General features: G+C 65.9%; 13 protein-coding genes and 3 pseudogenes. 5 read left to right on the forward strand and 11 right to left on the reverse strand.

Going from position 1 to position 14243, the window contains the following annotated elements; genetic code table 11:
- The 4 genes and pseudogenes from ASF61_RS23955 to ASF61_RS07785 all read right to left on the reverse strand — a co-directional run.
- Positions 1-335, reverse strand: a pseudogene (locus ASF61_RS23955) (type VI secretion system tip protein VgrG); the annotation flags it as partial.
- Between the two features lies 1 nt (position 336).
- Positions 337-654, reverse strand: a pseudogene (locus tag ASF61_RS23960) (contractile injection system protein, VgrG/Pvc8 family); the annotation flags it as partial.
- A 1-nt stretch (position 655) separates the two neighbouring features.
- Positions 656-1481 (reverse strand): annotated as a pseudogene (locus tag ASF61_RS23965) (type VI secretion system Vgr family protein); the annotation flags it as partial.
- A 203-nt stretch (positions 1482-1684) separates the two neighbouring features.
- The gene (locus ASF61_RS07785; RefSeq protein WP_056153565.1) at positions 1685-2143 is read right to left on the reverse strand and encodes a nuclear transport factor 2 family protein; all 459 of its coding nucleotides are present in this window, start codon (positions 2141-2143) and stop codon (positions 1685-1687) included.
- A gap of 243 nt (positions 2144-2386) precedes the next feature.
- Here ASF61_RS07785 and ASF61_RS07790 point away from each other — a divergent pair, with 243 nt between their 5' ends.
- Entirely contained in the window at positions 2387-3364 is a 978-nt protein-coding gene (locus ASF61_RS07790) for a diacylglycerol kinase family protein (protein WP_056153568.1), read from the forward strand.
- 149 nt (positions 3365-3513) lie between these two features.
- On the opposite strand, the gene ASF61_RS07795 is transcribed toward ASF61_RS07790, so the two are convergent.
- The 6 genes from ASF61_RS07795 to ASF61_RS07820 all read right to left on the reverse strand — a co-directional run bounded on the left by ASF61_RS07795 (position 3514) and on the right by ASF61_RS07820 (position 8741).
- The gene (locus tag ASF61_RS07795) at positions 3514-4056 is read right to left on the reverse strand and encodes a nucleotidyltransferase family protein (protein ID WP_056153571.1); all 543 of its coding nucleotides are present in this window, start codon (positions 4054-4056) and stop codon (positions 3514-3516) included.
- Positions 4057-4103: 47 nt separating this feature from the next.
- Positions 4104-4583: a hypothetical protein gene (locus tag ASF61_RS07800; RefSeq protein WP_056153574.1), complete on the reverse strand. Its 480-nt coding sequence runs from the start codon at positions 4581-4583 to the stop codon at positions 4104-4106.
- A gap of 91 nt (positions 4584-4674) precedes the next feature.
- A complete protein-coding gene (locus ASF61_RS07805) occupies positions 4675-5676 on the reverse strand; it encodes an FHA domain-containing protein (protein WP_056153575.1) in 1002 nt (333 codons plus the stop codon).
- A complete protein-coding gene (locus tag ASF61_RS07810) occupies positions 5673-7193 on the reverse strand; it encodes a serine protease (protein WP_056153579.1) in 1521 nt (506 codons plus the stop codon). Before ASF61_RS07810 ends, ASF61_RS07805 begins: the two co-directional genes overlap by 4 nt.
- 55 nt (positions 7194-7248) lie before the next feature.
- Positions 7249-7902, reverse strand: coding sequence for a GTP cyclohydrolase II (gene ribA / locus ASF61_RS07815; protein WP_056153581.1), 654 nt, complete (start codon positions 7900-7902; stop codon positions 7249-7251).
- A 137-nt stretch (positions 7903-8039) separates the two neighbouring features.
- Positions 8040-8741 carry a pirin family protein gene (locus ASF61_RS07820; protein WP_056153584.1) on the reverse strand — a complete coding sequence of 234 codons (702 nt, stop codon included), beginning with the start codon at positions 8739-8741 and terminating at the stop codon, positions 8040-8042.
- A 161-nt stretch (positions 8742-8902) separates the two neighbouring features.
- Here ASF61_RS07820 and ASF61_RS07825 point away from each other — a divergent pair, with 161 nt between their 5' ends.
- The 4 genes from ASF61_RS07825 (at position 8903) to ASF61_RS07840 (ending at position 13926) form a co-directional block, all read left to right on the forward strand.
- Positions 8903-9835, forward strand: a complete 933-nt coding sequence (locus ASF61_RS07825; protein ID WP_056153588.1) for a LysR substrate-binding domain-containing protein — start codon at positions 8903-8905, stop codon at positions 9833-9835.
- Positions 9836-9941: 106 nt separating this feature from the next.
- Complete coding sequence (locus tag ASF61_RS07830) at positions 9942-11033, forward strand: EAL and HDOD domain-containing protein (RefSeq protein WP_082491332.1); 1092 nt, start codon at positions 9942-9944, stop codon at positions 11031-11033.
- Positions 11026-13194: a bifunctional diguanylate cyclase/phosphodiesterase gene (locus ASF61_RS07835; protein ID WP_056153593.1), complete on the forward strand. Its 2169-nt coding sequence runs from the start codon at positions 11026-11028 to the stop codon at positions 13192-13194. Before ASF61_RS07830 ends, ASF61_RS07835 begins: the two co-directional genes overlap by 8 nt.
- A gap of 135 nt (positions 13195-13329) precedes the next feature.
- The gene (locus tag ASF61_RS07840) at positions 13330-13926 is read left to right on the forward strand and encodes a YSC84-related protein (RefSeq protein ID WP_056153596.1); all 597 of its coding nucleotides are present in this window, start codon (positions 13330-13332) and stop codon (positions 13924-13926) included.
- A gap of 13 nt (positions 13927-13939) precedes the next feature.
- On the opposite strand, the gene ASF61_RS07845 is transcribed toward ASF61_RS07840, so the two are convergent.
- Positions 13940-14242: a protealysin inhibitor emfourin gene (locus tag ASF61_RS07845; protein WP_056153599.1), complete on the reverse strand. Its 303-nt coding sequence runs from the start codon at positions 14240-14242 to the stop codon at positions 13940-13942.
- Position 14243: the final 1 nt, after the last annotated feature.

Below are 14243 nucleotides of genomic sequence, written 5' to 3' on the forward strand. Positions count from 1 at the left end.
CGGCCCAGCCTGTCGCAGTAGATTTCATCGGCGCCGGCTGCACCGGTGCTGCCATCGGCGCCGACCACGATCGCGCTCTGGCTGCCGTGGGCGGTCGGCTTCGGATGGTGGCGCAAGCCGCTGTCGTCGTTGGCCGGGCGCCATGGCGTGGCKGCTGCAATCGCCTCGAAATGGTTGGCGTAGCCGCTCTCGCCGGCCTTGGCGATCACGGCGTCGAACTGCTCCGGTCGATSGGGCATGGTTTCGTCGAGCAGTTCCGGGATCGGGCCGAACAGCTCGGCCAGGCCTTGCTGCGCGGGCCTGGGCAGGTTGTTGACGCCGACGCTGACCACGCGNTTCGTCGAGCAGTTCCGGGATCGGGCCGAACAGCTCGGCCAGGCCTTGCTGCGCGGGCCTGGGCAGGTTGTTGACGCCGACGCTGACCACGCGCAGCASCACGTATTGTGGGYCTTCGCCGGACGCCAGCGGTCCCTGGGTCAAGGTGAACCGGGTACCGGCGCGCAGCGTGCGCACGGTCGAGCGGCCGGACCACAGGGCGCGGCGCGCTTCCTGCGCTTCCATCTGCAGCAGCGCGTAGCGCTGGGCTTGCGCGCTGTCGGCAAAAAAATACTGGCCCGGCGTGTCGTAGCTTTCAATCTGCGGCGCGCGTTCGCCNCGCCCCGGGTCGGCACGCTGGCAGCGACTGCCTTCTTGGCCTTGTAGTCGTAACTGAGCACGGTGGTGAGGCCGGCGCGCAGGCTGTGGCGGGCGCGCAGCGCGGTGATGGTGTCGGACGCTTCGGCGGCGCGGGCGCCGTGAAAACGGATGCCGGCGCCGGCAGCGCTGCTGGCGTCCTCGATCGTGGCGCTGGGATTGCTGCTGTCGGCAAACAGCACCACGCACTGGCCGCCGTCCGCTTCCTCGAAGCGCCAGGCCAGACCCTCTTCGGTCAGCAGGCGGGTGACAAAATCGAGGTCCGATTCGCGGTACTGGCAGCAGTAGCTGCGGGCGCGGGCATCGGCCATGCAGGCGGCGACTTCATCGCTCCAGCGCCATTGCGCCAGCGGTGCGTGGCCCTGGAATACCGACTCGACGATCTCGATCACGGTCTTGTCTTGCCACACGCGGCTGTTGCGGACCTGGCCCAGGCGCCACAACCATGGTTGCAGGCGCAGCCGGTAGCGCGCTAGGCCGCCGAAGCTGCCCAGCATGGCTGCTTGCGTGACCAGGCCGCTGAAGCGGGTGCGGCTGCCATCGGCCAGGGTCGTTTCGAGCGCTGCCTGTTTGCCGAGCAATGGCGCGAGCTGCAGGCTGGCGTGGGTCGAGAGCAGGATCAGGTCGCGCTGGCCGAGTGCCTGCACGCCGTCGTCGGCCGCGAAGGCTTCGACCAAAAATACTGCGTCGGCGTCGTCGAGCCGGAGGGCATGGAGTCTGGTATCGCCGGTAGTGCTGGCAAATTGCGCCAGCGCCGCTTTCACTTGTGCCAAAGCCGAAGTCATCATGTCGTTTTCTCGGCGATATCCATCGTTGGAAATGCGTGATGAGAGAACGTTGCATGGTGCACGAATCAGCGGGGTTCGGCGCGGCCCCGGATTTGATCTATGGCAATGTCTGAGTCAATAGCGAACGCAGTGCAGCAGAGGCGGAGGGCGCGCGTTGATGCGCCATTCATCAACCTCATCGCTATGGCGATCTGCCGCCCGGGTTACGGTTTCGGCGGCCGTATGCCCGTGTATTGCGCCGAGACCAGCATCCACTGCCGGTCGATCAGGCGGGCGACATAGCCGCCGCGCATGGCGAATGTGCGCGCATTGCCGCCCTGGTTCGTGCTGTAGGACAGCCGGACCGACACCAGCGCCATGTCGCCCAGGATGCGCACCGCCGGTTCATCCACGCGCAGCTGCGGGGCCAGGCGCTTGCTTTCCGGCGCATAGAAGGACAGCATTTTTTCGCGGCTGTCCACCTCGCCGATCGGCGAGATTTCGACATAATTGTCCGCAGTGATGGCGCGCAAGGTGGCCTGGTCGAACTGGCTCTGCGCCTGTGCGTGGCGTTCGACCAGCGACACCAGTTCGGCCTCGGCGGGGGCGGCTTGCACCGGCTGCGCGAGCAACGCCGCACCCAGGGTAGCGCCGGCAAGCACGGCGCGGTAGGCGAGTTTCATCAGTTTTATCCTTTCCTAATAGGTCCTGAGACATGGTAGGCATCGACTGGCTGCGCTGCAGGCGTTTGCGACAGTCGGCTGAATAATGGAATGGAATGCGGATTTGACGTGTCGAACTGCGCCGGCGCGACATCCCCACAGTGTTTGTTTCCAGACGCCAATCAAACATCTGCCGAACCGATGTCAACGTTAGAATGACCATCCGCACCGGACCGGTGATTGCGTGATCAACCTGAGCGAACCATGACAGCGAGCGCTGCCCCCAACGACGCCACTTTTTTCATTGCCCTCAATGCCGGCTCGGGCCACGCCGAAACGGACGAGCGCCGCGCCACCATCGAGCGTGTGCTGCGCGGCGCCGGCCGGCGTTTCGAGCTGACCATGATCGACGAGCCGGACGCGATCGACGCGATCGCCGCCAGCCTGGCCAGGCGGGCCGTCGACAGCGATGGCGTGCTGGTGGCAGCCGGCGGCGACGGCACCATCAACGCGGTGGCGCGGCAGGCGATTGCCCATGGCTGCAAATTCGGCGTGCTGCCGCAGGGGACATTCAATTACTTCGGCCGCACCCACGGCATTCCCGAAGACTTGAGCGAAGCAGTCCACGCCTTGCTGGCAGCGCGCGTGCACCCGGTGCAGGTGGGCGTGATCAATGGCCGGGTTTTCCTGGTCAACGCCAGCATCGGCTTGTATCCCAGGCTGCTCGAGGAGCGCGAGGCGGACAAGAAACAGTTCGGCCGCAGCCGCGTGGTGGCAGCGTTCTCTGCCCTGAAAACGCTGCTCAGCCCCCATCGACGCCTGCGCTTGACGCTGCAGATCGACGGCACCTCACGGCATCTGCGCACCGCCACCTTTTTTGTCGGTAACAACCGCCTGCAAATGGAACAGGTGGGGATTCCGCCGCTCAGCGACGCGCTCGAAGACGGCCGGCTGGCTGCGGTAGCACCCCGCACCAAGGGCAAGCTCGGCATGCTATGGCTGATGCTGCACGGTGCGCTGGGCCGGATGGGACGGCTGAACCAGGCCGACGAACTGACCACGTTCAGCTTCAGGCAGATCGAAGTCCACGTGCGCAGCCTCTCGCGGCGGCGCCAGGTCAAGGTGGCCACCGACGGCGAGATCACGATGATGGACAACCCGCTGGAAATTCACGTGATGGACGAGCAGTTGCTGTTGCTGAAACCGGAGCCGGCCGTGGTCGATGGTGACGCAGTTATCTGATGTGCACCGGGGTATTCTTGTTAGACCACAGCCGTCATCGCTCGAAATCTGCAGTACGCGGGCAAATGTCGATGGCCTCAGTTTCAAAGTCGATATCAGCCACCGCGTGCATTGCAGGATAGGACAGGTCAATCGCTTGAAAGTTACGATCAGACGATCGTTAGTCTTGGCCACCGCTCGCGGTACGACGCGGCCTTTTGCTGGAACAGGTCGGCATGGGGCGTGAGCGGATTACTGCTCAGCACCCCTTGGTACATCAGCGCCAGTCCGTTGGGGGCGTACAACGCATCGGGCCGGATGCCGATGCAGGTGGCGGGGATCAGAAAACGGTCGATGCCGTCTTGCACACCGCGCAGCGGCGCGCAAGGATGGCCGAAATATGCCTCGTACCAGGTGTGGACACGGGCCTGGTTGGCCACCTCGATCTTGACGCCGAGGTCCGCCAGCAGATGCGCGACGCGCTGCTGCACGACTTGCTCACCAGCTTCGCTGAGGTCGTCGCCGTCGAAATAGAACAGGTCGTAGTCCTTGATGTTCTCTTCGGGTGCTCGTCCTGCCTGGAGATTCCACACTGTCTGGAACAGGCAACCGGCCACCAGCCAGCCGTCGGGCAGCGCCAGCGTGGGCCAGCGTTCCAGGATAGCGCGGTTGTGGCGGTTGCTTGTGACGTCGGCACGGAATCGGTCTTGCATCGGCTGGCGATCAGACAGTCAGGGGTGTTTAAGCGTGGTGCCAGCGATCATGCCCGAGTCTTGCTGCCGCTCGTCGCCAGCGCCACGATCGCAATCCCGGCCGCCACGACCAGCGCATCTTCGATCAGGCCGCTGCGGGTCTGGCCGATGTGCGCCATGCCTTCCTTGCGGCCGGCCAGCGTCAGGTAGGCCATCGGCACGGCCGTGGCCACGGCCACGGCAGCGCCCGCGCCTTCGCTACCCTTGGGGGCGAGGGCGGCGCCGGCGATGCCGGCACTGGCCACGCGGGCGATCAGGCCCAGCGGCACGGTGCGGTCCGGTGCGGTGGTCATCTTGTCGCCGTACAGTTCGCCGGCGCCCATGGCCAGCGCGCCGAATTTGAAGACCGGGCGGTCAAGCAGGAATAATTCACCCGGGGTGCGCCGCCCGGCCAGGCGGGCTGCGGCGATGGTGGCCATCGGGGTCATCGAACGGGCGCTGGCGACAACGCCGATCAAAAAGGAAGCAAGCAGGTTGCGAGGAGTCATAGGATTTTCCGGTGAGGTGAACAATGGTCGAATCGACATCAATATAGCCCACCCCGGCCGTGTGCGTTGTCTCCTTGCCGTGCCGACACGATCAGTCGGTCACGTCGCTTTCACCGCCGTCGTCATCATCGTCGCCCAGCCCGTCCTTGACCGACCGCGCGCGCGCCGCATCGGCGCCTTGCTTCAATTTTGCCGCGTTGCCCAGGAATTGCGCGAGGCTGTGGTCCGGACTGTGCCGCACTTCGGGCGGCAGCAGCACCGACATGTACAGCTCGTCGGCAGTGCGGCCCGTCGACTGGAGATTGTTCAGCAGCGACAGCGCCGAACCGGCCACCAGCATCACCCATGCCGTGATGGCAAAGCGGCGCGGATGGTGCGGCTTGATGGTGATCAGGTGGAAGAACAGCACCGCGCAGACGATGGCCAGTGTGACCAGGCTGCCGTAGCGGGTGAAGACTTCGGCCGACCAGGCATAGGCGATCACATTGCTCAGCGCGCGCCAGATGAACACGGCGGCCATGCCGCTGCCGAGGATGAACAGATGGCGTCCCATCCGTGCATGGCTGCCGAACAGGCGGTTGGCCAGGCCCCAGGCGCCGGCCCACAGCAGGCCCAGGCCCAGGCTGGACGCCAGCACCAGCAGGTAGCGGATCAGGGCGAACGGTTCGATGTCGGAGATCCACGTGCCCAGGCAGCTGAACACGGCGATCAGCGCCAGGCCGATGGTGGCGGGCACCGTGCCTTCCCAGCCGTGCATGGTGGTGTCGGCCACTTCGGCCGGCACCGGGAAATCGGCGCTGCGGATGCGCAACCGCGTGTGGCCCAGCCGCATGACAGTATTGCCTTCGACCACCGTGCTGCTGGCGCGCTTGCCGTGGGCAAAGGTGCCGTTTTTGCTGCCGAGGTCGCGCAGCAGCAACTTGCCGTCGTCGTCGAGGTCGACGATGGCGTGCGCGGCAGCGCTGTGGGCGTCGTCGAGAATGACGTCGTTATCGTAGCCGCGGCCGATGCGTATCGGCAGCGTCGCCACCTTGTGGCGGTGCAGCACCTCGCCGTTGCGAGCCAGGATTTCGACGAAGTAGGGCGCGCTCATCGTGCACCTCCTGCGGCCGGCTTGGCACGCACGGCCTGTTTCGGCGCCAGCGCGAACGATTCGAGGAAGACCTGCGTGAGACGCATGCCGTTGTCGTAGGAGACACCGCGTGCATCGAGCCGGCTTTGCAGGCTCATGGCGCCCTGGTCGGTGGCGGCGGTGAGCAGGGCGAAGTCGTACAGCCCGGCAAACTTGCGGTAGGCGCGCACGCACAGCACGGCGCGCAGCGGCACATCCTTGCTCCTGACAAAGTCTTCGGTGCAATTGGGGCCGGTCAGGCGGCTGTCCTTGAAGTTGCCGAAGTGCTCGTTCTTGAACGAGGCGGTGGCCAGTTGCGCGAAGCGCAGCTGGTCCAGGCCGTTACTGCGCATGAACTGGTGGCGGATATTGATCTGGCCCGTCTGCAGGCTGCCGCTGACAAAGATCGCCGACTCCATCGCGCAACTGGCGTCATCGACCGTGAACGGCTTGTCGGCCTTGACGCTCGAACGGCCCCAGCAGCGCATCTGCTCGGACTCGCGCACCGGCACCAGGTAGGGGCCCATCGGTTTCAGGCTCAGCGGCGTCGCCAGCAGCTGATCGACCATGGCGCGCTGGTGGCTCAGCAGCTGGCTGGCCACCACGGCATTGAAGTCGGCTGGCGGTCTGGCCTGCTGCGCAACCTTGCGCAGCAGGTCCTGGGCAAAGCGGGCCGGCACCAGGAAGCTCACCAGCTCGCCATCGAGTCGCTTGGAGACATTGACGCCGGCCACCGAGCCATCGACCGTCACGCTGGGGCCGCCGCTCATGCCGGAATTGATCGGGCCGGTGAACATCAGCTGGTCGTAAAAACTGCGGGCGATCACGCCGTTATATGCGCCTTCCGAAATGGCGAAGCCGAGGTCGAGCGGATTGCCCATCGAATACAGGTACTGGCCCTGTGTCAGCCGCGCCAGCTGCTCCGGCATCTTGAAAAAGCCGGTGCCGTTGCGGCTCACACGCAGCACGGCCAGGTCGTGCAGCACATCGACCGCCAGCAGCTCGACATTGCCGCGCTTGCCGCTGGTGTCCACCCATTCGCCGACATAGGTATCGGGATCGAGCGCGAACTGCGACACCACGTGGTAGTTGGTGACCACCAGGTTGCTGGTGCCGATCAGGAAACCGGAACCGACCGACGACTGCGTGCGGCCGCTCTTGAGCAGCGAACGCACTTGCAGGATGTCGTTTCTGGCCGACGCGTACAAATGCTGGGCGGCGGACGAGGGCGGCGGCAGCGGGGCGGCGTCGGCTGCTGCGGCGGCCTCCCCCGGCGCAGCGGGCGTGCCGGGTGCCACGGGATGGGCTGGGGTGGCTGACGTGACGGGCGTAGCAGGTGCAGCCGCTGCCGCTTTCGCCGCTGGCGTCGCGGGTGCCGCAGGGCCGGTGGCAGCCGTCCCGGCAGTGGTTGCAGCAGCGGAGACTGCGGCCGGGATTGCCAGCGCGCTCGCGCTGGCCCAGGTCATGGCAAGTGAAGCAACAACGACAGTGAATTTCATGCAGTTCCCGAACGGTTGGTACGCGGTGCCGGTAGGCGATAGGCGATAGGCGATGCTACAGGGCGCCGTCTTCGACCGGCGCCGGTGTGAGCGGCTTCATCATGTGTCCGAGCTTGGCGGCCTTGGTATCGAGATAGTGCTGATTGAAGGCATTGCGGTTGACCAGCAGCGGCACCCGTTCGGCCACTTCGATGCCGAGCTTGGTCATGGCGTCGATCTTGCGCGGATTGTTGGTCATCAGGCGCAGGCTTTTTACGTCGAACTGATCCAGCATCGGCTTGACCAGGCCATAGGTGCGCTGGTCGGGCTTGAAGCCCAGCTGTTCGTTGGCCTGGACCGTGTCGGCGCCGGCTTCCTGCAGCCGGTAGGCGCGGATCTTGTTGACCAGGCCGATGCCCCGGCCTTCCTGGCGCAGGTACAGCAGCACGCCGCGGCCTTCGTCGGCAATGCGCTTGAGCGCGCCTTCGAGCTGGGCGCCGCAATCGCAACGCTGCGAGTACAGCACGTCGCCGGTCAGGCATTCGGAATGCACGCGCGCCAGTACCGGTGCGCCGTCGCTGATATCGCCGAGCACCATGGCCAGGTGTTCCTTGCCCGTTGCCTTTTCCACGAAAGCGTGCAAGGTGAACTGCGCCCACGGGGTAGGGAGCGCGCACGAGGTCATGTAGTCCAGCTCATCCTGGACCGGGATTTCTGCGCTCTGCGACATAGCTTTACTCTTCGATTCTTGTTCAAGTGACATAAAAAAGGCGCGCCGGGCTGTTCTGACAGACCCGGCGCGCCCTTCATCATACCAAAACTGGCGGAAATGGTTTCCGGGCCAGCGCGGCTGCCTGCTTTGCCAAATCAGTTCGGCAAATCGAACACCAGCACTTCGGCATCGGTGGCGTCCGCCAGCGTGACGCGGTTCTCGGCCGTGATCTTCAGCGCGTCACCGCCCTTGAGCGCGGTGCCGTTGACGGTCACGTCGCCACGGATCACGTGGACATAGGCGATCCGGCCTGCCGCCAGCGGATGCGCGAGGGCGTCGCCGCTGCGCAGGATGCTGGCAAAGATGGCCGCATCCTGGTGGATCAGCACCGAACCGTCGCGGCCGTCGCTGGATGCGATCAGGCGCAGCTTGCCGAGCTTGCTCTCGACGCTGAAGTGCTTTTCCTCGTAGCTCGGTGGAATGCCGAGCTGGTTCGGCTGGATCCAGATCTGCAGGAAGTGCACTTGTTCGTCAGCGCTGTGGTTGAACTCGCTGTGCCGCACCCCGGTGCCGGCGCTCATGCGCTGCACATCGCCGTAGTGCAGCACGGAGCCCGTGCCCATGCTGTCCTTGTGTTCGAGCGCGCCGCTGAGCACGTACGAAATGATTTCCATGTCGCGGTGGCCGTGGGTGCCGAAGCCCTGGCTGCCTTGCACGCGGTCTTCATTAATCACCAGCAGTGGACCGAAACCGACGTGCTCGGGATCGTGGTAGTGGCCAAACGAGAAGCTGTGTTTGGAATCGAGCCAGCCATGGTTGGCAGCGCCGCGGGCTTCACTTTTACGAATTTGCAACATGATAAGGCTCCATTTCTTGTGATTGAGGTTAATGTGCGATAATTTTGAACGCTGTTTCTGCCGGTCCGTTTCACCATCGCCGCATCCATGGATCACAGTATAGACGGCGGCCCCGGATTTAAAAAACGGAAAAATTACCGCTCTATTGTCGAAAAAATCGAATGCTCAGACTCAGCCTGGAAGCCCTGCAAATCGTCGATGCCATCGACCGCCGTGGTTCGTTCTCTGCCGCCGGCAAGGAGCTGCACCGGGTGCCGTCCACCATCTCTTACACCGTAGGCAAGCTCGAGGATGATCTCGGCGTGCAGGTGTTCGAGCGTAACGGGCCGCGCGTGGTGCTGACCGCGGCCGGCGCCGAGCTGCTCAAGGAAGGGCGCTACCTGCTCAAGGCGGCCCAGGATCTCGAACACCGGGTGCGGCGCGTGGCGTCGGGCTGGGAAACCGAGCTGGCCATCGGCAGCGATTCGATGTTTTCGGCCTGCATGTTCAGCGACGACGTGCAGGCGTTTTACCAGGTCGCCCAGCAGACCCGGCTGCGCATCGTGCAGGAAGCGCTGTCCGGCGCCTGGGAAGCGCTGCTCGACCGCCGCGCCGACCTGCTGGTCGGGGTGGCCGGCGACGGGCCGGCCGGCGGCGGCTATGTGTCCGAGCCGATCTGCACGATCGGCTTCGTGTTCGCGGTGGCGCCCGGCCATCCGCTGGCAGCCGTGGACGGCAAGCTCGACCGCTCCGACCTGCAACGCTACCGCGCCATCAGCGTGGCCGATTCGGCCCGGCGCATGGCGCCGCGCACGGTGGGACTGCTGCTGGGGCAGGACACGCTCAGCGTGCCGGACATGAAAACCAAGCTGCAATACCAGCTGGCCGGTGTCGGCTTCGGCTTCCTGCCCGAGCCGTGCGCGCGCGCGGCGATCGACGCCGGTTTGCTGGTGGAAAAACAGGTGGCCGAGCCCAAGCCCGACGAAACCTTTTACCTGGCCTGGCGCTCGGGCGAGAACGGCGCTGCCCTCGACTGGTGGATCGCGCGCATGCGCGCTGCCGGACTGGCCGAGCGGCTGGTCCGGCACCTGCCGCACCACGCCTTGTCTATTTGATATTGTGAAATATCCAATATGGTCGCACTGCTCACATAATGTTGACCAAAACCAATAATTTCGGAGTACCATGGCGGGATCGCCCACCGCTTGCTGGATCATGTAAATGACCGCCCTGATCGCCGCTACCCCTGTTGTGCTGCAAATGCTGGCCGACCGCCATGGTCACCCGGCAGCGTTGCTGCTCGACCTCGGCGCCGGTCTTGGCGCCATGGCGACAGGAGCCGAGACGGCCGCCGACGCGGTGGCCCCGCCCGCACCCCCAGCGCACCTGGCACAGCCAGCACTGTCATCATTACCGGTGCCGCTGCTGGCCGCGCTGGCTGCGGCCGGCATGCCGTGCCTGTACCGCGCCGACCGGGCCGGCGAAGCCGCCGCGACGCTGGTGCAGGCGGGCTGGCAGGCGTGCGACCCGGCCCTGGTGCAGCGGATCGACGGCCCGCCGCAGCTGCCACCGGCGCCAGGCGCGCAATGGCTGGCCGGCGAGTGGTTCATGGCGCCGCCGCCCAAGCCGGTGGGCGCGCAGGCGGCATCGCGTGCGCTGGCGCTGAAACTGGTGCAACTGGTGAGCAACGACGCCGATACCCATGAAATCGAAGCCGTGCTGCGCCAGGACCCGACCCTGTCCTACCACCTGCTCAAGCTGGTCAATTCGCTGGCCATCGGTACCGGCGCCGGCGCCGGTCGCCGTGTCACCAGTTTTTCGCAAGCCATCCTGATCCTGGGCCGCGCCCATTTGCGGCGCTGGCTGAACCTGATGCTGTTTTCCGCGCGCGCGGGCGACCACCGTTCGCCGATGCTGCTGGTGCGCGTCTCGGTGCGGGCGAGGGCGATGGAATTGCTGGCGCACGAGGCCGGCCTGAACAAGAGTCAGCAGGAAATGGCATTCATGACCGGCATGTTCTCGCTGCTCGGTGTGCTGTTCGGCATGACGCTGGCCGACGTGCTCAAACCGCTGACCGTCAGCGCTGCGATCGGGCGCGCCTTGCTCGACTACGACGGCGAACTGGGCCGGCTGTTGACGGTGGTGGAACTGGCCGAGCGTGACGATCACGCGGCCCTGGCGCGCGCGCTCGCAGCGCTCGGGGTCGAAGGCGAACACTTCAATCGGCTGATGGTGGACGCCCATGTCTGGATGCAGTCGGTGCTGCCGGTACAGGCGGCGCCAGCGGCCAAGGCGGGCGGGCGCGATGCTTGACGCGATCGAACGCTGCCTGGCGCTGAGCCGGCGCGCCAGCACCGAGCAGGGCGAGGCGCTGGCCCACACGCTGGCCACTCTGCAGGCCACGCTGGCCGAAGCGCATGCGCTGATGACGCCGTCCGTCGATGCCGACGACCGCGCCGTGCTGGAGCTGGACCTGACCGGTTATGTCACTGCCTGGAGCCCCGGCGCCGGCCGCATGTTCGGCTACACGGCCGACGAGGTGCTCGGCCGCCACGTGCTGTTCCTGTACACGCCCGACAACCTCGGCGACGAAGACGGCAGCATCGTCGAGCTGGCGTCCGAGCTCGACGGCAAGGTCGGCGTGCGCGCCGACGTGCGCCGCCGGCGCAAGGACGGCGCGGTGATCTGGGTGCGGCTGCATATCTTCCTGCGCCACGACGCCGGCGGCGAACCGTCCGGCATGCTGGTGCAGCTGACCGCCATCGACCAGGCGCTCAGCGCGTCCGACAAGGTCAACCTGCATGCGCGCATCATCGAAGACAGCGACCAGGGCGTGCTGATCACCGACGCCAACGAACGCATCGTCTCCGTCAATTCGTCGTTTACCCGGATTACCGGCTACAGCCAGGAAGAGTCGATCGGCCAGACCCCGGACCTGCTGCGCTCGGGCGTGCACAGCCCCGAGTTTCGCGCCAAGGTGCGCGCGGCCATGCGCGGCGCCGGCCCCTGGCGCGGCGAGATCGTCGGCAAGCGCAAGAACGGTGAATTGTTCCCGCAATCGGTCACCATCAGCGCCGTGCGCGATGCGAATGGCGACGTCAGCCACACGTTTTCGCTGTTTTCCGACATCAGCGAGCACAAGGACGCCGAAGCGCGCATGCAGCGCATGGCCAATTACGATCCGCTCACCGGCCTGCCCAACCTGTGCCTGCTGACGCAGCTGGTGGGCCAGGCGCTGATGGAAACCCGCCGCACCAAGGCCCATGGCGCCATGCTGGTGGTGGAAATCACGCGCGTGGGCGCGATCAGCGACACGCTGGGCGCCGACATCGGCAACGCGCTGCTGTGCGAAATCGGCCGCCTGTTCCGCCAGGCCCTGCGCGAGGCCGATGTACTGGCCCGGCTCGACGGCCACAAGTTTGCGGTGGCGCTGTTCAAGATCGAAAAGCGCGAGCATGCCGGCGTGGTGGCGCAAAAACTGCTGGCAGCGCTGGCCTCGCCGATCCAGGTGGCCTCGCACAGCCTGCAGGTCGGCGGCCACATCGGCATTACCGTCTACAACGACGACGCCCACGATGTGCCCACCCTGATCCGTTATGCGGACGTGGCCATGGGCCGCGCCGCGCAGAACATCGAAAGCGGCTTCCTGTTCTACAGCGAAGAGATGAACCTGCGCGCCAAGGAACACCTGCGCATCGAAAGCGAACTGCGCCAGGCCATCGCCAACGACGAACTGTGCTTGTACTACCAGCCCAAGGTCAGCCTGCGCAGCGGCCGCATTGTGGGCGCCGAGGCGCTGCTGCGCTGGCGGCACCCGGAGCGCGGGCTGATGGCGCCCGGCGTGTTCATTCCGGTGGCCGAGGAGAGCGGCCTGATCCTCGACCTCGGCAGCTGGGTGCTGGAACAGGCGTGCCGCCAGATCGGCGTCTGGCGCGAGGCCGGGCTCGACGCCATCGTGCCGCCGATCGCCATCAACCTGTCGGCGCGGCAGTTCGACGCCGGCCTGCCGGGCCGCGTGGCGGCCGTGCTGGAACGCCACGGCGTGCAGCCCGAGCAGCTGAACCTGGAAATCACCGAGAGCCTGCTGGTGCGCGGCACCGAGCAGGTCGTCGATATCATGAACCGGCTGGTGGCGATGGGCATGTCGCTGGCGCTGGACGACTTCGGCACCGGCTATTCGAGCCTGGCCTACCTGAAGAAATTCCCGATCAGTACGCTCAAGATCGACCGCTCGTTCGTGATCGGCCTGCCGTACGAAGAAAACGATTGTGCGATCGCGCGCGCCATCGTCACCATGGCCCAGCAGCTGCGCCAGGAAATCGTGGCCGAGGGCGTGGAGACGCCGGAGCAGATGCGCTTCCTGCGCGAGCTCGGCTGCGACCAGCTGCAGGGCTATCTGTTCAGCCCACCGGTGCCAGCCGCCGACTTTGCCGCCATGCTGGGCGAAGGCCGGCGCCTGGCGTTCGCGTCGTAGCGCTTTTCTGACGGTTGGCGCCGCTGCGTGCGGACGGCCACGCTACGGTGGATGTGCGGCTGGCGTGCGCGCCGTAAAAATGACAGAATCGCCCTGCAATGTTGCCGTAACACCTGACATCCAAAGGGGAATCACATGCACACATCGAGTATCCTGAAGCGCGCCAGCGCCACTGCCGCGCTGGCCCTGGCCGCACTGACGCTGACCGCCTGCACCACCACCACCCAGACCGGCGGCGCCGTCAAGACCGATCCGGCCGCAGCCCGCACCGACATTGAGCGCGGCGCCTACAACACGCTCGAACGCCTGTACACGGAAGTCAAGGGTTCGCGCGAGCTGGTGCGCAAAGCCAATGGCGTGCTGGTATTCCCCAACGTGCTGGCGGCGGGCCTGGTGGTGGGCGGCGAATACGGACGCGGCGTGCTGCGCACGGGCGGCCAGAGCGTCAATTACTACAGCCTGGCGAGCTTGTCGGTCGGCTTCCAGGCCGGCGCCCAGTCGAAAGCGATCGTGGTGCTGTTCATGAGCAAGGACGCGCTTGATAAATTCCGCAACAGCAAGGGCTGGACGGCCGGTGTCGATGGCTCGGTGGCCGTGATCAACGTCGGCGCCAATGGCGAGATCGCCACCAACACGGTCAACAACCCGGTGCAGGCGCTGGTGCTGACCAATGCCGGCCTGATGGCCAACCTGAGCCTGGAAGGCACGAAGATCACGCGCCTCGATCTGTAAAGCGGCAAGACGGTCAGCGCCGGCCGCGCAACAGCGTGTCGGTCAGCGCCTGCAGGGGCGGCGGCGCCGCATCGCGGTAGTAGCGTACCGTGTGCGTGTGCCCGCCGTGCTCCACCTGCAGGTCGTACAGAAAATCCCAGGACTGCGGCGCCGGCTTGCCAAGCCGGTCGGGCAGGGCGAAGAAGTCGCACGATTGCAGCAGCGCTTCCAGCTGCTGCGCCTGGTCCTGCGGCAGCGCAGCCAGATCGACGCTGCGCGTCTGCGCGCCGGCCGGCCCGGTAAAGCCGCCGGTGCAGCGCAGTGTGAATGTCGTCATC

Origin of the sequence: Duganella sp. Leaf126, from assembly GCF_001423125.1 — a bacterium.
Lineage (GTDB): Bacteria > Pseudomonadota > Gammaproteobacteria > Burkholderiales > Burkholderiaceae_D > Rugamonas.